Below are 18,497 nucleotides of genomic sequence, written 5' to 3' on the forward strand. Positions count from 1 at the left end.
GCCCGCCGGCCCGCCGGCCCGCCGGCCCGCCGGCCCGCTGTCCCCGCCGCCCCCGGCGGGCCGGGTCACGCGGGGCGGGATCACGGCGGATCCGTGCCCGTCGCCGAGCCTCCCGTGTCCGTCGCGGTGCCCGCGGCCCCGGGGAGCAGTCGGGGTGTCGGGCGCGGGAGCAGGGTCAGCGGGTTGAGATAGACGTCCTTGCCCGCGAGCAGGCCCCAGTGCAGGCAGGGGGCCGCGCAGTGCGAGCCCGCCGCGAGGACGGCCACGACCTGGCCCGCCTCGACCGTCTCACCCTCCGCGACCAGCGGCCGGACCGGCTCGTACGTGGTGCGCAGGCCGCCCGGGAGGGTGAGCGAGAGCACCCCGCGGCCGGCCACCGGCCCGGCGTGGTGGACCCGCCCCGGGCCGACGGCCCGCAGCTCGGCGCCCACCGGGGCGGACAGGTCGACGCCCCGGTGCCCGGCCGCGTACGGGGTTGGCGGCGGGTCCCACCAGCGCGCCACGGACAGCGGCGGGGGCAGCGGGCGGACCCCCGGGACGAGGGTCTGGGCCAGGGCCAGGAGCACGGTGAGCAGCAGCGTCGTCATACCGCTCAGCGTGCCGGGAGGGTGGCCGGGCGGGTCCGGGCCTGTGGACGGCCGCGCGGGTGTGGACAACGGCGTCACCCGGCATACCGGTGGGTCCCGTACACTTCTTGTGGCGATCCGGGTCACCGGGTCGACTTCGCACGCCCCAGCACCAGCCCGGAACGGCCTGGTGAAAGCGTCTCTCGGTCCCTCTGCGGGGCAGGGCGCGGCGGGGCGTCAGGAACCAAACCGAGAAACCAAGGAGATGGCCATGGCCGTCGTAACGATGCGGGAGCTGCTGGAAAGCGGCGTCCACTTCGGTCACCAGACCCGTCGCTGGAACCCGAAGATGAAGCGCTTCATCTTCACCGAGCGCAACGGCATCTACATCATCGACCTGCTCCAGTCGCTGTCGTACATCGACCGCGCCTACGAGTTCGTGAAGGAGACCGTCGCGCACGGTGGCTCCATCATGTTCGTCGGTACGAAGAAGCAGGCCCAGGAGGCCATCGCCGAGCAGGCGACCCGCGTTGGCATGCCGTACGTCAACCAGCGCTGGCTCGGTGGCATGCTCACCAACTTCTCGACCGTCTACAAGCGCCTCCAGCGTCTGAAGGAGCTTGAGGCGATCGACTTCGAGGACGTCGCCGCCTCGGGTCTCACCAAGAAGGAGCTCCTGGTCCTCTCCCGCGAGAAGATCAAGCTGGAGAAGACCCTCGGTGGTATCCGCGAGATGTCGAAGGTCCCCAGCGCCGTCTGGATCGTCGACACCAAGAAGGAGCACATCGCCGTCGGTGAGGCGCGCAAGCTCCACATCCCGGTCGTCGCGATCCTCGACACCAACTGCGACCCCGACGAGGTCGACTACAAGATCCCGGGCAACGACGACGCGATCCGCTCCGTCACCCTGCTCACCCGCGTGATCGCCGACGCCGTCGCCGAGGGCCTCATCGCCCGCTCCGGCGCTGCGACCGGTGACTCGAAGCCGGGCGAGAAGGCCGCCGCCGAGCCGCTCGCCGAGTGGGAGCGCGACCTGCTCGAGGGCGAGAAGAAGGCCGACGACGCCGAGGCCCCCGCGGCCGACGCCGCTGTCGAGGCCCCGGCCGTCGAGGCTCCGGCCGCCGAGGCCGTCGCCGAGCCCGTCGTCGAGGCCCCGGCCGCCGACGCCGAGCAGGCCTGACCCTCTGAGAGAGCCCGGCGTTCATCCGTCGGGCACTCGCAGCACGGACGATGACGGCGGGGGAGCCGCGCCACGAGCGCGACTCCTCCGCCGTTCACCCGTAGATCTACGACTTCGAGAGAGAATCACAGACTCATGGCGAACTACACCGCCGCTGACGTCAAGAAGCTCCGCGAGCTCACCGGCGCCGGCATGCTGGACTGCAAGAACGCGCTCGTCGAGGCCGACGGTGACGTCACCAAGGCCAACGAGATCCTGCGCGTCAAGGGCCTGAAGGGTGTCGCCAAGCGCGAGGGCCGTTCCGCCGAGAACGGTGCCGTCACCTCCCTGATCGCCGCCGACGCCACCTCCGGTGTGCTGCTCGAGCTCAAGTGCGAGACCGACTTCGTCGCCAAGAGCGAGAAGTTCCTGGTCGTCGCCGACCAGCTCGCCGCCCACGTCGCCGCCACCAACCCGGCGGACATCGAGGCGCTGCTGGCGTCCGAGATCGAGGCCGGCAAGACCGTCCAGGCGTTCGTGGACGAGGCCAACGCCAACCTCGGCGAGAAGATCGTCCTGGACCGCTTCGCGCAGTACCAGGGTGCCTTCGTGGCTTCCTACATGCACCGCACCATGCCCGACCTGCCCCCGCAGATCGGTGTCCTGGTCGAGCTGGACAAGGCCGACGCCGACCTGGCCAAGGGCATCGCCCAGCACATCGCCGCGTTCGCGCCGAAGTACCTGACCGCCGAGGACGTTCCGGCCGAGGTCGTCGAGTCCGAGCGCCGCGTCGCCGAAGAGGTCACCCGCGCCGAGGGCAAGCCCGAGGCCGCGATCGCCAAGATCGTCGAGGGTCGCGTCAACGGCTTCTTCAAGGACGTCACGCTGCTGGGCCAGCCGTACGCGCTGGACAACAAGAAGTCCGTCCAGAAGGTTCTGGACGAGGCCGGTGTCACCCTGAAGCGCTTCGCCCGCATCAAGGTCGGCATCTGAGTCCGTCCGTACGCGACGGACACCGGACCCCGGTAGGGTCTGAAGCAGTCGTCCGCGCACGCGCGAGGCGACCGCAGATCTGACGAGGAGGCCATTGCCGAAGAGGGAACCGCGAGGACCCACCGGCAATGGCCTTCTTCGTATGTGCACGAGGAGATCTCCATGAATCAGGGCGTGGACCCCCACACCGCTTCCGACGACAAGAGCGACCACGGCAAGAAGGGTCGCCGCTTCATGCTGAAGCTGTCCGGCGAAGCCTTCTCAGGCGGCGGCGGACTGGGTGTCGACCCTGACGTCGTGCACGCCATCGCCCGTGAGATCGCGGCCGTGGTCCGTGACGGCGCGGAGATCGCGATCGTCATCGGCGGCGGCAACTTCTTCCGCGGCGCCGAGCTGCAGCAGCGCGGCATGGACCGCGCGCGGTCCGACTACATGGGCATGCTCGGCACCGTCATGAACTGCCTCGCCCTCCAGGACTTCCTGGAGAAGGAAGGCATCGACAGCCGGGTCCAGACCGCCATCACCATGGGCCAGGTCGCGGAGCCGTACATCCCGCTCCGTGCCGTCCGGCACCTGGAGAAGGGCCGCGTCGTCATCTTCGGCGCCGGCATGGGCATGCCGTACTTCTCCACCGACACCACGGCCGCCCAGCGCGCCCTGGAGATCGACGCCGAGGCCCTGCTCATGGGCAAGAACGGTGTCGACGGGGTCTACGACTCCGACCCGAAGACCAACCCGGACGCGGTGAAGTTCGACGCGCTGGAGTACAGCGAGGTGCTGTCCCGGGACCTCAAGGTCGCCGATGCCACCGCCATCACGCTGTGCCGCGACAACCGGCTCCCGATCCTGGTCTTCGAACTCCTCGCCGAGGGCAATATCGCCCGCGCCGTCAAGGGTGAGAAGATCGGCACGCTCGTGAGCGACCAGGGCACCCGGGCCTGAGCGTTCCGCGGACCGGGCCCTTCCGGCCCGGTCCCGGGCGGCCCGTCCCGCCCCCGCCCGCCTGAACCATCCATATCTGACATGCAGGAGCACGTGGTGATCGAAGAAATCCTCCTCGAGGCCGAGGAGAAGATGGAGAAGGCCGTCGTCGTCGCCAAGGAAGACTTCGCCGCGATTCGCACGGGCCGTGCGCACCCGGCGATGTTCAACAAGATCGTGGCGGACTACTACGGTGCCATCACGCCCATCAACCAGCTGGCCTCCTTCGCGGTGCCCGAGCCGCGCATGGCCATCGTGACGCCGTTCGACGCGTCGGCGCTGCGCAACATCGAGCAGGCCATCCGCGACTCCGACCTCGGCGTCAACCCGAGCAACGACGGCCGCATCATCCGGGTGACCTTCCCCGAGCTGACGCAGGACCGCCGCAAGGAGTACATCAAGGTCGCCAAGAACAAGGCCGAGGACTCCAAGGTCTCCATCCGCTCCGTCCGCCGCAAGGCCAAGGACGCCCTTGACAAGCTCGTCAAGGACAAGGAGGCCGGCGAGGACGAGGTGCGCCGCGCGGAGAAGGAGCTCGACGACACCACCGCGAAGTACGTCGCGCAGGTGGACGAGCTGCTCAAGCACAAGGAAGCCGAGCTCCTCGAGGTCTGATGAACGACTCTCCCTGGGCCGCGGAGCCGGTTCCGGCGGGTCCCGCATACGATGCGCTGGTGGGCCCGCAGACTCGGCCCATGCCCATCGTGCCCGATGCCGCCGGCCGTGCCTTCGACGACCGGGAAGCACGCGATCGGGGGGCCGCCTTCGTCGGCGGCCCCCCGTTCCGCGCCGAGACGCCGTTGCAGGAGCCCATGCCCAGCCCTCCGCCTCCGCCTTCGCAGGCACCGCAGGACGCCTCCCCGCCGCCGCAGAAGAAGCGCGCGGGGCGGGATCTGCGGGCCGCCATAGGGGTCGGGGTCGGCCTCGGAGCGGTGATCTTCGCCTCGCTGTTCATCGTCAAGGCCGTCTTCGTCGGTGTCGTCGTCGTCGCGGTCGTGGTGGGCCTGTGGGAGCTCACCTCCCGGCTGCAGGAGAAGAAGGGCATCAAGGCCCCGCTGGTCCCGCTCGCGGTCGGTGGCGCGGCCATGGTCATCGCCGGCTACGTCCGCGGGGCCGAGGGCGCCTGGGTCGCGATGGCCCTGACCGCCCTCGCGGTCCTGGTGTGGCGGATGACGGAACCGCCCGAGGACTACCTCAAGGACGTCACGGCAGGCGTCTTCGCGGCGTTCTACGTGCCCTTCCTGGCCACCTTCGTCGCGATGCTGCTCACCGCGGACGACGGCCCCCAGCGGGTCGTCACCTTCCTGGTCCTCACCGTGGTCAGCGACACGGGGGCCTACGCCGTGGGCTGGCGCTTCGGCAAGACGAAGCTCGCGCCGCGCATCAGCCCCGGAAAGACCCGGGAGGGACTGTTCGGCGCGGTGGCCTTCGCGATGGCCGCCGGCGCGCTGTGCATGGAGTTCCTGATCGAGGGGGGCTCCTGGTGGCAGGGCCTGGTCCTCGGCCTGGCCGTCGCGGTCAGCGCGACCCTGGGCGACCTGGGCGAATCGATGATCAAGCGCGACCTGGGCATCAAGGACATGGGCACCCTGCTGCCGGGGCACGGCGGCATCATGGACCGGCTCGACTCGCTCCTGCCGACCGCCCCGGTGGTCTGGCTGCTCCTGGCGGCCTTCGTCGGCACCGGCTGATCCACCGGCCGGTCTACCAGCTGATCCACCGGCCGGTCCGCGGCCGGCCCGGGACGGTGCCGGAGGAAAAGCTCCGGCCGGGCCGGGCGGTTACCCTTGAAGGGCGCGCTGCTTCTGCGGCGCGCCTTTCGTCTTACAAGGAGTACCTGCCATGGCCCGCCCCGTTCCGGGAGAGCTCACCTTCGTCGCCCCTCGCGGGGCCAAGAAGCCGCCCCGGCACCTCGCCGACCTCACGCCGGCCGAGCGCCGCGAGGCGGTGGCCGCGATCGGTGAGAAGCCGTTCCGGGCCAAGCAGCTCTCCCAGCACTACTTCGCCCGGTACGCGCACGACCCGGCCGAGTGGACCGACATCCCCGCGGCCTCCCGGGAGAAGCTCCAGCAGGAGCTGCTGCCCGACCTGATGAACGTCATCCGGCACATCAGCTGCGACAACGACACCACCCGCAAGACCCTGTGGAAGCTGCACGACGGCACGCTCGTCGAGTCCGTGCTGATGCGCTACCCCGACCGGGTCACCATGTGCATCTCCTCGCAGGCCGGCTGCGGCATGAACTGCCCGTTCTGCGCCACCGGCCAGGCCGGCCTCGACCGCAACCTCTCCACCGCCGAGATCGTGCACCAGATCGTCGACGGCATGCGCGCCCTGCGCGACGGCGAGGTCCCCGGCGGCCCGGCGCGGCTGTCGAACATCGTCTTCATGGGCATGGGCGAGCCGCTCGCCAACTACAACCGCGTCGTCGGCGCCATCCGCCGCCTCACCGACCCCGAGCCCGACGGCCTGGGCCTGTCGCAGCGCGGCATCACCGTCTCCACCGTCGGGCTGGTCCCGGCCATGCTGCGCTTCGCCGACGAGGGCTTCAAGTGCCGCCTCGCCGTCTCGCTGCACGCCCCCGACGACGAGCTGCGCGACACCCTGGTCCCGGTGAACACCCGCTGGAACGTCCGCGAGGTCCTGGACGCGGCCTGGGAGTACGCCGAGAAGTCCGGCCGGCGCATCTCCATCGAGTACGCCCTGATCCGCGACATCAACGACCAGGCCTGGCGCGGTGACCTGCTCGGCAAGCTGCTCAAGGGCAAGCGGGTCCACGTCAACCTGATCCCGCTGAACCCGACGCCCGGCTCGAAGTGGACCGCCTCGCGGCCCGAGGACGAGAAGGCCTTCGTCGAGGCGATCGCCCGCCACGGCGTCCCCGTGACCGTGCGCGACACCCGCGGTCAGGAGATCGACGGCGCGTGCGGCCAGCTGGCCGCCTCGGAGCGCTAGGAAGGGCCGTTTTCGGCCCTGATCGATCAGATTCGGCCACGGGGTACCCTGTGGCCGAACCAATTTCATATTCCGACAGGGGAGCGCCACAGCGCTGAGAGTGCGGTATCCGTCATCCGCAGACCCTCTGAACCTCGCCCCGGTCATTCGGGGTAGGAAGTTCGGTCACCACTCATGCTGTTGCGCCCTGCCCGGCGTCCGCTCGCAAGAGCGCCGGGCAGGGCCGCGTCTTCTCCTGGTCATCCCAGGAGGAATCAAGTGAGCACCACCAAGAAGATCGCGGGCGCCGCGCTCGCGGCCGCGCTCGGCGTGACCACGCTCAGCGCGTGCGGCGGCGACGCCAAGGACACCCCGGCGGGCGCGAGCGACGCCCCGAAGTCCAAGACCGTCACGCTCGTCTCGCACGACTCCTTCAACGTGACCGACTCGGTCCTCAAGGAGTTCGAGCAGCAGAGCGGCTACACCGTCAAGCGCCTGAAGGCCGGAGACGCGGGCGCGGCCCTCAACCAGGAGATCCTCACCAAGGGCTCCCCGCGCGGCGACGTCTTCTTCGGGGTCGACAACACGCTGCTCTCGCGCGCCCTCGACAACGGGATCTTCACCCCGTACGAGGTCAAGGGCATGGACGGGATCAAGCCCGAGTTCATGCTCGACCAGCAGCACCGGGTCACGCCGGTCGACTCCGGCGACATCTGCGTCAACTACGACAAGCAGTACTTCGCCGACAAGAAGATCGCCCCGCCGCAGACGCTGGACGACCTGATCAAGCCGGAATACAAGAACCTGCTGGTCACCGAGAACGCGGCGACCTCCTCGCCCGGCCTCGGCTTCCTCCTCGCCTCCGTCGGCAAGTACGGCGAGGACGGCTGGAAGGACTACTGGAGCAAGCTCAAGGCCAACGGCGTCGAGGTCGTCGACGGCTGGGAGCAGGCCTACAACGAGCGCTTCTCGGGCTCCGCGGGCGGCAAGAAGGCCAAGGGCGACCGCCCGCTGGTCGTCTCGTACGCCTCCAGCCCGCCGGTCGAGGTCCTCTACGGCGAGCCGCAGCCGGCGGAGGCCCCCACGGGCGTCTCCACCGGCACCTGCTTCCGCCAGACCGAGTTCGCGGGCCTGCTGAACGGCGCGAAGAACCCCGAGGGCGGCAAGGCGCTCCTCGACTTCCTGGTGAGCAAGAAGTTCCAGGAGGACATGCCGCTCCAGATGTTCGTGAACCCGGTGGTCAAGGACGCGCAGCTGCCGGAGATCTTCACGAAGCACGGTGTGGTGATCGAGAAGCCGGAGAACGTCACCCCGGACGCCATCGCCAAGAACCGTGAGCAGTGGGTCAAGGCATGGTCCTCGCTCGTCGTGAAGTAGCACGCGAGAGCTCCCCGAAGGAGGGCGGGCGGGCCACCGCCGTCAGGCTGGGCCTGATGGCGGTGCCGCTCGTCTTCTTCGGGCTGTTCTTCGCCTATCCCGTGGCGGCGATCGTCGGCCGCGGGCTCAAGACGGACGAGGGCTGGCAGTTCGGACGGATCGGCGAGGTGCTGGCCCAGCCCGACATCGCCGACGTGCTGTGGTTCACCACCTGGCAGGCGCTCGCCTCCACCGTGCTCACCCTCCTGATCGCGCTCCCCGGCGCTTATGTCTTCGCGCGCTTGGAGTTCCCCGGCAAGCAGCTGCTGCGCGCCGTGGTGACCGTCCCGTTCGTGCTGCCGACCGTGGTGGTCGGCACCGCCTTCCTCGCGCTGGTCGGCCGGGGCGGGCTGCTGGACGAGCTGTGGGGCGTCCGCCTCGACACCACCGTCTGGGCGATCCTGCTGGCGCACGTCTTCTTCAACTACGCCGTCGTCATCCGTACCGTCGGCGGGCTGTGGGCCCAGCTGGACCCCCGCCAGGAGGAAGCGGCCCGGGTCCTCGGCGCGGGGCGCCTGCGGGCCTGGCGGCGGGTGACGCTGCCCGCGCTCGGGCCCGCCGTGGCGGCCGCCTCGCTGATGGTGTTCCTGTTCACCTTCACCTCCTTCGGCGTCGTGCAGATCCTGGGCGGTCCCTCGTACTCCACCCTGGAGGTGGAGGTCTACCGGCAGACCGCGCAGCTGCTGGACCTGCCGACGGCCGCCGTGCTGACGCTCGTGCAGTTCGCCGCGGTCGGCGCGATCCTCGCCCTGCACGCCTGGACGGTGCGCCGGCGGGAGACCGCGCTGCGGCTGGTCGACCCGGCGCGCACCGCGCACCGGCCGCGCGGCTGGGCCCAGCGGGCGCTGCTGGGCGGGGTGCTGCTGACGGTGGCGCTGCTGATCGTGCTGCCGCTGGGCGTGCTGGTCGAGCGGTCCTTCGACGCGCCCGGCGGGTACGGGTTCGGCTTCTACCGGGCCTTGCAGGACGAGGGGGCCGGCGGCGGAACGTTCCTGGTGCCGCCGCTGGAGGCGATCTGGAACTCCCTGCGGTACGCGCTGGCCGCCACCGCCATCGCCCTGTTCGTCGGCGGTCTGGCCGCCGCCGCGCTGACCCGGCGCGCGGGCCGCTTCGTGCGCGGCTTCGACGCGCTGCTGATGCTCCCGCTCGGCGTGTCCGCCGTGACGGTGGGCTTCGGCTTCCTGATCACCATGGACGAGCCGCCGCTGGACCTGCGGACCTCGTGGATCCTGGTGCCGCTGGCGCAGGCACTGGTCGGGGTGCCGTTCGTCGTACGGACCATGCTGCCGGTCCTGCGGGCGGTGGACGGGCGGCTGCGGGAGGCGGCCGCCGTGCTGGGCGCGTCCCCGCTGCGGGCCTGGCGCGAGGTGGACCTGCCGCTGGTACGGCGGGCGCTGCTGATCGCGGCGGGGTTCGCCTTCGCGGTGTCGCTCGGCGAGTTCGGAGCGACCGTGTTCATCGCCCGCGCGGACAGCCCGACGCTGCCCGTGGCCGTCGCCCGGCTGCTGGGCCGGGCCGGCGAGGTGAACTACGGGCAGGCCATGGCCCTGAGCACGATTCTGATGCTGGTGTGCGCGGTGTCCCTGCTGGTGCTGGAGCGGCTGCGACCCGACAAGACCTCGGGAGAGTTCTGATGACCCTGCTCCGTCTGGAAGGGGTGACGGTCCGCTTCGGCGAGCGCGCGGTCGTGGACGCCGTCGACCTGGAGGTCGCCGAGCACGAGACCGTCTGCGTGCTGGGACCGAGCGGCAGCGGCAAGTCCACCCTGCTGCGGGTGGTGGCCGGACTCCAGCCGGTCTCGGGCGGGCGGGTCCTGCTGGGCGGCGCCGACCAGGCCGCGGTGCCCGTGCACCGGCGGGGCGTCGGGCTGATGTTCCAGGACCACCAGCTGTTCCCGCACCGGGACGTCGGCGGGAACGTCGCCTTCGGCCTGCGGATGCGGGGCTCTTCGAAGGCGGCCTACGGGGCCCAGGTCGCGGAGCTCCTGGAGCTGGTCGGGCTCCCCGGGGCGCAGGGCCGGGCGGTGGCCTCCCTGTCGGGCGGCGAGCAGCAGCGGGTCGCGCTGGCCCGGGCGCTCGCCCCCTCACCGCGGCTGCTGATGCTGGACGAACCGCTCGGCCAGCTGGACCGGGGGCTGCGCGAACGGCTCGTCGTCGAGCTCCAGGGGCTCTTCTCCCGGCTCGGTACGACCGTGCTGGCCGTCACCCACGACCAGGGGGAGGCCTTCGCGCTGGCCGACCGGGTCGTGGTGATGCGGGACGGGCGGATCGCGCAGGCGGGCACCCCGCTGGAGGTGTGGCAGCGGCCGGCGTCGGAGTTCGTCGCCCGGTTCCTCGGCTTCGAGAACGTGGTCCCCGCGACGGTGTCGGCGGGGTCCGCCGCGACCCCGTGGGGGAAGGTCCCGGTACCGGCCGGGGCGGCGGAGGGCGAACGGCAGCTGCTGATCAGGCCCGCCGGAGTGCTCCTGGCCGAGGAGGGCCTGCGCTGCGAGGTGCTGTCCCGCACCTTCCGCGGCACGCACGTGGCGCTGCTGCTGCGGCCCGGGGCGGGACCGGTCCTGGAGGCCGAGTGCGAACTGGCCGGGGCGCCGGCCGTGGGCGACCGGGTGTCGGTGGCCTTCGCCCCGGGCGAGGTCGTCGTCCTGCCGACGGGACCGGGGTCCGCCTGACGCCCCCGCCCGACGGACGGGGGCGTCAGGCCTCAGGCGGCGATGCCGTCACACGCGATCGTCAGGTGGCGGGGGCCGCGCAGCACCGCGTTCTGGCGGTACGGGGGCGGGTCCTCCAGCAGCCTCGGGTTCTCCAGCCTGCGGGCCAGCTCGCTCAGCGCGAGCTGGGCCTCCAGCCGGGCCAGCGGAGCCCCGAAGCAGCTGTGGATCCCGCTGCCGAGGCCCAGGTGCTGGATGTCCCCGCGGTCGGGGTCGAAGCGGTCCGGGTGCTCGAAGCGCTGGGGGTCCCGGTTGCCGGACGCCAGGATCAGCCAGAGCGAGGCGCCCTTCGGGATGGTGACGCCGCCCACCTCGATCTCGCCGAGCGTGGTGCGCTGGGGCAGCAGCTGCACCGGCGGCTCGTACCGCAGCAGCTCCTCGACGATGGGCACCGCCAGCTCCGGGTCCCGGCGCAGCCGCTCCAGGACGTCCGGGTGGCGCAGCAGGGTGAGCATCCCGTTGGTGATCAGGTTGACCGTGGTCTCGTGGCCCGCGATCAGCAGCAGCGCCGAGGTGCTGAGCGCCTCCATGGTGGTCATGGCGCCGTCGGGCCCGTCCGCGGTCGCCAGGTGCGACAGCATGTCGTCGCCGGGGCTCTTGCGCCGCTCCTCGATCAGCCCGGCCAGGTACATGCCGAGTTCCATCCGGGCGTCCATGGCCTTCTTGCCGTGCTGCGCCGGGTCGGCGTCCGGGTCGGGGTCGAGGCTGGCGGCGAGGGTGTCGGCCCATACGTGGAAGCGCGGTTCGTCCTCGGGCGGGATCCCGAGCAGGCGGCAGATCACCGTGACCGGGAACGGGTAGGCGAACTGGTCGACGAGGTCGATCCGGTCCAGCCCGTCGGCCGCCACGATGTCGTCGAACAGCCCGGACACGATGCCGCTGAGCTCGCCGCGCATGTCGTGCACGCGGTGCGGGGAGTGCGGCGGGCCGAACGGCCGGTTCGTCATCCGGCGCAGCCGGTCGTGGTCCGGTGGGTCGAGCTTGAGGAAGGACGGCGGCAGGGCGGGCGTCCCCTCCTCCCCGCCCTCGGCGAGCGGGTCGTCCGCCGTCGACGTCAGGTTGCGGGAGTCGGAGCTGATGCGCGGGTCGTGCAGGAGGCTCTGGATCTCGTAGTACGTGCTGATCACGTACGGGCCGTCCCCGTCGTGGGACACGGGCGTCTTGCGGAGTTCCTCGTACAGCGGGTACGGGTTCGCGCGGTTCGCGGGGTCCAGGATCTCCCGCAGGATGGCTTGTGTCATGGCAGGTCCTCGTGCTCCTCGGGGGTCCTCGGGACGGGGCGGGGGACGGGCGCGCGGTTCAGGGGTGCCCCGGGGTGAACGTCATCTTCCGGTCGGCCGGCGAGTACCCGGTGAGGGAGATGGTCGGGCCGTGCGTCGGCACCGAGGGGTCCGGGAAGTCCGCGGGCATCGGCTTGTGCCCTTCGGGCCTGCGGTCCACGGTCGGGAACGGCGGCGGGAACGCGGTGTTCGCCTCGATCATCTGCTGGTAGAAGGGCAGCCAGCGGCAGTTGTCGAAGGTCACCGCCGCGATCACCCGGCCCTGGTAGCCGTAGACGCCGGCGAAGTGCCGCTCGTCGCGCGAACCCTGGGTGATCATGATCTCGGTGCCCATCGGCGGAACCCCGACCGACTTGATGTTCACACCGAACTGGGAGGACCAGAACGCCGGCACCCACAGGTGGGGGCGGCGGTCCGTGCTCTCGCTGAGCATGTTGTGCGCCGCCGTCTCGGCCTGGGCCACGGCGTTGCCCCAGTGCTCCAGCGACAGGAACTGGTACCCGAAGAGGGCGTGCGGGGAGCGTGCCACGTCACCCGCCACGTAGATGTCGTCCGTGACGATGCCCCGGACGTCGAAGGCCCGGCAGCCCGCGTCGCAGGCGATGCCGCGGGGTCCCGCGCCCAGCCCGGACCCGGCCAGCCATTCGGTGTTGCGCTGGGCGCCGAGGGAGACGACCACGACGTCCGCCTCGACGGAGGTCCCGTCCGACAGGTGGGCGGCACGGAACCGCCCCGCCGGGTCCCCCTCCAGGGCCGTCACCATGACCCCGGTGCGCAGGTCGACGCCGTTCTCGCGGTGCATCTCGGCGGCGACCTCGCCGATGACCCCGCCGAGCGCGCCGACCAGGGGCGCCGCGCCGCGTTCGGCGACGGTGACGGGCAGCCCGCGTTCCCGGCAGGCCGAGGCGATCTCGGAGCCGGTGAACCCGGCGCCGATCACCAGCACCCGTCGGGGACCGGCGGCGAGGGCGCGTTCCAGGCCGACGGCGTCGTCCCGGGTGCGGAGCACGAAGACGCCGTCGAGCGCGCCCTCCTCCGCGTTGGGCCAGGGCCTGGCCCGCACGCCCGTCGCGATGAGCAGCCGGTCGTACTCCACCTCTTCGCCGTCCGCGAGCCGGACCCGCCGTTCCGCCATGTCCAGTCCGTTGGCCGGGACCCCGAGGCGCCACTCGGCGCCGATGTCCCGGCGGCGGGGGAGGGCGGTGTGGTCCGCGGCCGCTTTGCCGAGGAGGACCTGTTTCGACAGCGGGGGCCGGTCGTAGGGCTCGTACGGCTCGTCGCCGATCATGGTCAGCGAACCGGTGAAGCCCTTGTCCCGCATGGTCTCGGCGGCCCGCAGACCGGCCAGGGAAGCGCCGACGACCACGATCCGGCCGTCGCGCTTGAGCCGTTCCAGGTTGCCGTCAGCGTGCACCGTGCGCCTCCGTGGTGGTGAGCGCCGTCAGGTCCGAGTCCTCCAGTTCGAGGAGGATGGCCCCGACGGGACAGGCGGCGACGGCGCGCAGGACGTTCTCGCGCTGCTCCGGATCCGCCTCGGGGTTGTACAGCAGCGATTCGTCGCCGTGCATGGCGAACACGTCCGGAGCGAGGAACGCGCACTGCGCGTATCCCTGGCAGCGGTTGAGGTCGACGACAAGCCTCATGGGGCATCAGCCTTTCCGTGGCCCTTGCGATCCCCGTCGTCCCCGAGCCCCTCCCTTCACTCAGGATGCACGGGAGGGCCGGGGTCCGCCCGCCGGGCGGCCGGGGCGCCTGGCGGCCCGCACGATGTGGGCGCCCACGACCAGGGCCCAGGCCGGGAGGATCAGCTCGGACCACGGCACCCCGGACCCGATGACGATCAGGATCAGCCCGGTCGCGTACCCCAGCAGGGCGATCGGGCGCGGGAAGATCCCCAGGCGGCGCCCGATGGTGGAGGTCGCGAAGACGAAGACGGCCGCCATGCGCATCGCGTACGTCGTCAGGATCGTGTACGCGTAGTCGCGGCCGAAGACGGTGTCCGTGCCCTCCGCGAGCACGGTGCCCGCGGAACCGGCGGCGACGAACAGGGTGGCGACGAAGACGAAGCCGCTGCCGAGGAAGACGGTGGACACGAACCGGTCCTCGGCCTCGCCGGCGTGGGCACGCAGGGCGCCCATGAACCACAGGAAGAAGATCCCGGCGAACGGGACGATCTCCAGGGCCAGCCGTACCGCCCACCGCTCACCGGGGTCGACCACCGCGTCGGCGGCGCTGCCGGCCGGGACGGCGATCCGCATCAGCACGATCGCCGTACCGAGCAGCAGGGCGAAGACGATCCCGGCCGTCCCGGCGGCCCGGGGCGTGCGCAGCCGCTCGCTCGTGGACTCCTCCATGGACCTCTCGCTCTCTCCCCCGTCCAGCAAGCGGCAGCGACCGCAGGGCCGCCACCAGGGGGCCGCCGGGCGGGTGAGCCGGGCGGGGGAGCCGCGCGGGACCGGGCTACCGGACGGGTACCGGGACCGGGGCCTCGGTCGCCCCCGCCCCCGTTTCCTCCTCGGCCTCGTGCTTGCCGTACCAGGCGACGGCGACCGCACCGGCCACGGCCAGCACGAAGCCGAGGACGGCCAGCCAGGCCAGGCCGGGCCGCGAGGCGTCGCCGAGCCAGATCACGCCGATGGCACCGGGGAGCACGGTCTCGCCGACGACGAGGGCGGCGGTCGCGCCGTTCACCGAGCCGATCTGCAGGGCGACGGTGTGCAGGTACATGCCGCCGAAGCCCGCCGCCAGGATGGCGTACAGGGCGGGGTCGCCGAGGAAGGAGCCGAGGTCGAACGGGTCGACCCCGTTCAGGATGCGGACGCCGACCCCCAGCGCGCCGAAGCCCAGACCGGACAGCAGACCCGCCAGGATCGCCGCGTTGCCGCCGAGGAGGCGCACGGCGACGGTGCCGCCGACCATCAGGAACAGGGTGATGCCCAGCAGCCACCAGTGGGTGGCCATCGGGGCGTGGTGGCCGCCCTCGTGGCCCGCCGCCGTGGCGAGCAGCACCAGCGCCGCGCAGACGACGCCGATCGACGTCCACTCCTTGCGGGTGAGGCGGATGCCCAGCATCTTCACGCTCAGCACGGCCGTGATCACGAGGTTGGCGCTGATCACGGTCTGGGAGAGGAACAGCGGCAGCATCCGGGCCGCCAGCGCGCCGAGCCCGAAGCCCACGAAGTCGAGGATGGTGCCGACGATGAACTCCCACGTCATCGCGGCTTTGGCGGTGGAGGTCAGGTTGGGTCCGCCGTGCGCGGTCACCCCGGCGGCGGCCGGGGACATCCGGGCCGCCCGCCGCGAGCCCACGGCTTGCAGGACGGATCCCGTGCCGTAGCAGATGGACGCCGCGACAGCGGTCAGCAGGCCTATGAGCACAGAGGGCTCCGTTCACGTCTGGCAGGTTTCGCGTTACCTCTGCCAGACGTGAGAAACGGATGAGAAGTTGCCTCGGGGGGTCAGCGCATTGAGGCGAGGACGTCCGGGACCTCGTCCACGGAGTCCACCAGCGCGATCCGGGACTCCATCGCGCGGTCCCGGGCCAGCGCCCTGAGCAGGGGCCACACCGGCAGGTGTTCGGTCCAGTGGGCACGGTCCACCAGGACCATCGGGGTCGGCTCGCCCCGCGACGCGTAGTAGTTCGGCGTCGCGTTGTCGAAGACCTCCTGGACGGTTCCGGCCGCGCCGGGCAGGAACACGACGCCCGCGTTCGAGCGGGCCAGCAGCCCGTCCTCGCGGGTGGCGTTCGCGAAGTACTTGGCGATGTGGCCCGCGAAGGCGTTCGGCGGCTCGTGACCGTAGAACCAGGTCGGGATCCCCGTCGAATCGCCGCCGTCGGGCCAGCGCTCCCGTACGGCGAAGGCCGCGCGGGCCCAGTCGGAGACCGACGGGGTGAAGGAGGGGACCTCGGCGAGCAGCTCCAGCGCTTCGCCGAGGGCCCCGTCCGGGGCGGGGGCCAGGTAGGCGCCGAGGTTGGCGGCCTCCATGGCGCCGGGGCCGCCGCCCGTGGCGACCGTGAACCCGGAGCGGCTCAGGGCGCGGCCGAGCTCGGCCGCCCCGCGGTAGTCCGCACCGCCGCGGGCCATGGCGTGCCCGCCCATGACGCCCACCACGCGGGCGCCCGCCAGGTGCTCGTCGAGGGCGTCGGAGATCGCGTCGTCGTGCACCGAGCGGAGCATCGAGGAGAAGACGTCGCCGTCGGTCCCGGTCTCCTGGAACCAGGAGTAGGCCTGGGCGTCCGGGGTGGCCTCGTAGCCCTCGGCCAGGCCGGTGAAGAGCTCCTCGGCCGTGTAGAGCAGGCCCCGGTACGGGTTGAACGGCAGGTCCGGCACCGGAGGGAAGACGAGCGCGCCGTCGGCGCGGACCTTCACCGAGGCGTCGGGCTCCATCGGGCAGCCCAGGAACACCGCGGCGGAGGTGTCGGCGGACAGCAGCGCGAAGGTCCGCTCCAGCAGGTTGACCGACTGGACGCGGTAGCCGCTCAGGGAACCCCGGGCGACGACACGGTCGAATTCGGCGAGCGTCTCGATCTCGATGTCTGCGTTGACCATTCGGCCCACCCTAAGGGCCGTTTCCGTCAGCGGGTCAACGCCAGGGACGTCAGCTGCGCCACACCCCAGCACAGCGGAAGGCACACCGCGAGCAGTGCTCCGGCCCGCACCGTAGCCGCCGTACGCAGCACCGTTCCGGGGGTTCCGAGGTCGAGGAGGGCGGCCCGGGCGGCGGACCGGGACTGCCTCGATTCGACCGCCGATGTGAGAAGGGTCGCGGCCGCGCACAGGGCCACGAGCAGGGCGGCGGGTCCGGTGAGCGGGCCCAGCGGGTCGATCGGTCCGGCCCGGCCGCGCAGGGCGACGGCCGTCAGGGCGGCCGCGCCGACCGCGCACAGCACCCCGAGGGGCCGGCCCAGCCGGGGGGCCTCCTCCTGGAGGGCCCGGCCGGCCAGCAGCCGGAGCGCGCCCGGGCGGGCGGCCTGTACGAGGGTTCCGCAGGTGTAGGCGAGCCCCGGCCCGGCGAGGGCGAGCCCGGCGGCGATGAGGGCCCAGCCGGCCGGCATCGCCGCCCCGTCCGGGCCGGTGTAGGCCTCGACGGTCAGTCCGCACGCGGTGAGCGCCACCCCCCACGGCACCCCGGTCAGGGGGGACGGCGCCGGGGCCGGGGCGATGGCCCCGCGCGGCAGGGGGCGGGGGCGCAGGGCGAGGGCCGTGGCGGCCGAGGCGGTCAGCGGGACCAGGGTCAGCAGGGTGAGGGCGGCCGCGACGGGCAGCGGCTGTTCGGCGTGCAGCAGCCGGGCGCCCGTACCGTCGAACGGCAGCCCGGTCAGCTCGCCCCGCAGGTGCAGGAACGCGGCCAGGGCCAGGGCGCTGCCGAGGGCGCACGCGACGGCGGTGGAGACCGCTGCGGCCAGGGCGAGCCGTACGGGTCCGAGTCCGACGGCGTCCAGCCCCTCGCGGGGCCGGGTCGCCGGGTCGGTCCGGGCCACGGCCACGGCGAACTGGACGGTCGCGGCCAGCGGCACCAGGGCCCACAACAGGCGCGGGAACGATCCGGCAGGTCGGGCGGTCGCCCCGGCGAGGACGTACAGCAGCAGGAATCCGGTGCCGGCCGAGGCCGCGGCGACGAGCAGCCGCCGCAGCTGTACGAGGGGCCGGGAGCCGCGGGCTAGGCGGAGAGCGAGCACGCGGCCTGGTCCTCCGTCGTCCGGGGGGAGCCGTCCTCGGCGGTGGCCGGGCGGCCGTCGAGGAGGGCCAGGCCGCGGTCGGCCGCGGCGGCGCTCTCCTCGTCGTGGGTGGCGAGCAGCACGGTGATCCCGTGCGAGCGGGCGGCGGTGGTGAGCGTGCGCAGGAGCAGGGCCCGCTCGGCGCGGTGCAGGGGGGCCGTCGGCTCGTCGGCGAAGAGCACGGCCGGCTCGCCGACCAGGGCACGGGCCAGCGCGACCCGCTGGGACTCGGACCGGGTCAGGGCGCCGGGGCGTTTGCGGGCGAAGGCGCCGATGTCCAGGCGGTCCAGCCACTCGCAGGCGGCGTGCTTGGCGGCGCGGTGCGCGACGCCGGCGAGCAGCAGCGGCAGGGCCGTGTTCTCCCACACCTTGAGCTCGGGCAGCAGTTGCGGCTCGGGGCCGATCCAGGCGAACCGGTCGCGGCGCAGGCGCTCGCGGGCCAGGGCTCCCAGGGTGTGGACGGGGACGCCGTCGAACCAGACCTCGCCCTGTTCCGGGACCAGCTGCCCGGCCAGACAGCGCAGCAGGGTGGTCTTCCCGCTGCCGCGGGGGCCGGTCACGGCCAGGATCTCGCCCTGCCGCACGCCGGCGGAGACCCCGATCAGGCCGGGGGAACCGCTGTGGGAGTAGTGAAGGGACCGCGCCCACAGGACGTCATCGTCTGGCGGGGCAGTGTCCGGTGGAGCCACCATGGCGTACACCTCCGTCCGGGGGAACGAAGCGGCGCCCTTTCGGTCACTGG

Annotated in this window: 18 protein-coding genes; 9 read left to right on the top strand and 9 right to left on the bottom strand. The window is 72.2% G+C overall.

The features are described 5' to 3' along the window. Window positions 1-80 precede the first annotated feature (80 nt). Window positions 81-587, bottom strand: a complete 507-nt coding sequence (locus tag AC07B0_RS20220) for a M23 family metallopeptidase (protein WP_478898661.1) — start codon at window positions 585-587, stop codon at window positions 81-83. A 250-nt stretch (window positions 588-837) separates the two neighbouring features. Here AC07B0_RS20220 and rpsB point away from each other — a divergent pair, with 250 nt between their 5' ends. The 9 genes from rpsB to AC07B0_RS20265 all read left to right on the top strand — a co-directional run bounded on the left by rpsB (window position 838) and on the right by AC07B0_RS20265 (window position 10,717). Further along, window positions 838-1,746: a 30S ribosomal protein S2 gene (gene rpsB / locus AC07B0_RS20225; protein ID WP_467297791.1), complete on the top strand. Its 909-nt coding sequence runs from the start codon at window positions 838-840 to the stop codon at window positions 1,744-1,746. Between the two features lie 135 nt (window positions 1,747-1,881). Beyond that, window positions 1,882-2,718 carry a translation elongation factor Ts gene (tsf, locus tag AC07B0_RS20230; RefSeq protein WP_356877864.1) on the top strand — a complete coding sequence of 279 codons (837 nt, stop codon included), beginning with the start codon at window positions 1,882-1,884 and terminating at the stop codon, window positions 2,716-2,718. A gap of 162 nt (window positions 2,719-2,880) precedes the next feature. After that, window positions 2,881-3,660, top strand: a complete 780-nt coding sequence (pyrH, locus tag AC07B0_RS20235; RefSeq protein WP_281207363.1) for a UMP kinase — start codon at window positions 2,881-2,883, stop codon at window positions 3,658-3,660. 96 nt (window positions 3,661-3,756) lie between these two features. Further along, entirely contained in the window at window positions 3,757-4,314 is a 558-nt protein-coding gene (gene frr, locus AC07B0_RS20240) for a ribosome recycling factor (protein ID WP_243630638.1), read from the top strand. Next, window positions 4,314-5,390: a phosphatidate cytidylyltransferase gene (locus tag AC07B0_RS20245; RefSeq protein ID WP_356877863.1), complete on the top strand. Its 1,077-nt coding sequence runs from the start codon at window positions 4,314-4,316 to the stop codon at window positions 5,388-5,390. Before frr ends, AC07B0_RS20245 begins: the two co-directional genes overlap by 1 nt. Window positions 5,391-5,541: 151 nt before the next feature. Then, window positions 5,542-6,654: a dual-specificity RNA methyltransferase RlmN gene (gene rlmN / locus AC07B0_RS20250; RefSeq protein WP_356877862.1), complete on the top strand. Its 1,113-nt coding sequence runs from the start codon at window positions 5,542-5,544 to the stop codon at window positions 6,652-6,654. 258 nt (window positions 6,655-6,912) lie between these two features. Further along, window positions 6,913-8,010 carry a thiamine ABC transporter substrate-binding protein gene (locus tag AC07B0_RS20255; RefSeq protein ID WP_356877861.1) on the top strand — a complete coding sequence of 366 codons (1,098 nt, stop codon included), beginning with the start codon at window positions 6,913-6,915 and terminating at the stop codon, window positions 8,008-8,010. A 56-nt stretch (window positions 8,011-8,066) separates the two neighbouring features. Beyond that, window positions 8,067-9,683: an ABC transporter permease gene (locus AC07B0_RS20260; RefSeq protein WP_356877860.1), complete on the top strand. Its 1,617-nt coding sequence runs from the start codon at window positions 8,067-8,069 to the stop codon at window positions 9,681-9,683. Beyond that, window positions 9,683-10,717 carry an ABC transporter ATP-binding protein gene (locus AC07B0_RS20265; RefSeq protein WP_478898662.1) on the top strand — a complete coding sequence of 345 codons (1,035 nt, stop codon included), beginning with the start codon at window positions 9,683-9,685 and terminating at the stop codon, window positions 10,715-10,717. Before AC07B0_RS20260 ends, AC07B0_RS20265 begins: the two co-directional genes overlap by 1 nt. 32 nt (window positions 10,718-10,749) lie before the next feature. On the opposite strand, the gene AC07B0_RS20270 is transcribed toward AC07B0_RS20265, so the two are convergent. From AC07B0_RS20270 to AC07B0_RS20305, 8 genes are all read right to left on the bottom strand, one after another. Further along, window positions 10,750-11,997: a cytochrome P450 gene (locus AC07B0_RS20270; RefSeq protein ID WP_478898663.1), complete on the bottom strand. Its 1,248-nt coding sequence runs from the start codon at window positions 11,995-11,997 to the stop codon at window positions 10,750-10,752. A 58-nt stretch (window positions 11,998-12,055) separates the two neighbouring features. Next, on the bottom strand, window positions 12,056-13,450 hold the full coding sequence (locus tag AC07B0_RS20275; protein WP_356877857.1) for an NAD(P)/FAD-dependent oxidoreductase: 1,395 nt from the start codon (window positions 13,448-13,450) through the stop codon (window positions 12,056-12,058). Beyond that, on the bottom strand, window positions 13,440-13,679 hold the full coding sequence (locus AC07B0_RS20280) for a ferredoxin (RefSeq protein WP_356877856.1): 240 nt from the start codon (window positions 13,677-13,679) through the stop codon (window positions 13,440-13,442). The genes AC07B0_RS20275 and AC07B0_RS20280 overlap by 11 nt, the downstream gene beginning before the upstream one ends. Before the next feature lie 60 nt (window positions 13,680-13,739). Continuing rightward, window positions 13,740-14,390, bottom strand: coding sequence for a hypothetical protein (locus tag AC07B0_RS20285; protein WP_356877855.1), 651 nt, complete (start codon window positions 14,388-14,390; stop codon window positions 13,740-13,742). Window positions 14,391-14,496: 106 nt separating this feature from the next. After that, complete coding sequence (locus AC07B0_RS20290) at window positions 14,497-15,414, bottom strand: DMT family protein (protein WP_356877854.1); 918 nt, start codon at window positions 15,412-15,414, stop codon at window positions 14,497-14,499. Window positions 15,415-15,494: 80 nt separating this feature from the next. After that, window positions 15,495-16,586, bottom strand: coding sequence for an LOG family protein (locus AC07B0_RS20295; protein WP_478898664.1), 1,092 nt, complete (start codon window positions 16,584-16,586; stop codon window positions 15,495-15,497). Between the two features lie 26 nt (window positions 16,587-16,612). Beyond that, complete coding sequence (locus AC07B0_RS20300; RefSeq protein WP_356877852.1) at window positions 16,613-17,716, bottom strand: hypothetical protein; 1,104 nt, start codon at window positions 17,714-17,716, stop codon at window positions 16,613-16,615. Continuing rightward, entirely contained in the window at window positions 17,698-18,447 is a 750-nt protein-coding gene (locus AC07B0_RS20305; RefSeq protein WP_356877851.1) for an ABC transporter ATP-binding protein, read from the bottom strand. Before AC07B0_RS20305 ends, AC07B0_RS20300 begins: the two co-directional genes overlap by 19 nt. Window positions 18,448-18,497: the final 50 nt, after the last annotated feature.

The sequence above is a fragment of the Streptomyces sp. NPDC044704 genome, from assembly GCF_056433525.1.

Coding starts and splice junctions, on each gene's coding strand:
- AC07B0_RS20280 (WP_356877856.1), bottom strand. CDS start 13,679: ATGAGGCTTGTCGTCGACCTCAACCGCTGCCAGGGATACGCGCAGTGC.
- AC07B0_RS20305 (WP_356877851.1), bottom strand. CDS start 18,447: ATGGTGGCTCCACCGGACACTGCCCCGCCAGACGATGACGTCCTGTGG.
- tsf (WP_356877864.1), top strand. CDS start 1,882: ATGGCGAACTACACCGCCGCTGACGTCAAGAAGCTCCGCGAGCTCACC.
- AC07B0_RS20245 (WP_356877863.1), top strand. CDS start 4,314: ATGAACGACTCTCCCTGGGCCGCGGAGCCGGTTCCGGCGGGTCCCGCA.
- rpsB (WP_467297791.1), top strand. CDS start 838: ATGGCCGTCGTAACGATGCGGGAGCTGCTGGAAAGCGGCGTCCACTTC.
- AC07B0_RS20260 (WP_356877860.1), top strand. CDS start 8,067: ATGGCGGTGCCGCTCGTCTTCTTCGGGCTGTTCTTCGCCTATCCCGTG.
- AC07B0_RS20295 (WP_478898664.1), bottom strand. CDS start 16,586: ATGGTCAACGCAGACATCGAGATCGAGACGCTCGCCGAATTCGACCGT.
- AC07B0_RS20220 (WP_478898661.1), bottom strand. CDS start 587: ATGACGACGCTGCTGCTCACCGTGCTCCTGGCCCTGGCCCAGACCCTC.
- rlmN (WP_356877862.1), top strand. CDS start 5,542: ATGGCCCGCCCCGTTCCGGGAGAGCTCACCTTCGTCGCCCCTCGCGGG.
- pyrH (WP_281207363.1), top strand. CDS start 2,881: ATGAATCAGGGCGTGGACCCCCACACCGCTTCCGACGACAAGAGCGAC.
- AC07B0_RS20265 (WP_478898662.1), top strand. CDS start 9,683: ATGACCCTGCTCCGTCTGGAAGGGGTGACGGTCCGCTTCGGCGAGCGC.
- AC07B0_RS20270 (WP_478898663.1), bottom strand. CDS start 11,997: ATGACACAAGCCATCCTGCGGGAGATCCTGGACCCCGCGAACCGCGCG.
- AC07B0_RS20285 (WP_356877855.1), bottom strand. CDS start 14,390: ATGGAGGAGTCCACGAGCGAGCGGCTGCGCACGCCCCGGGCCGCCGGG.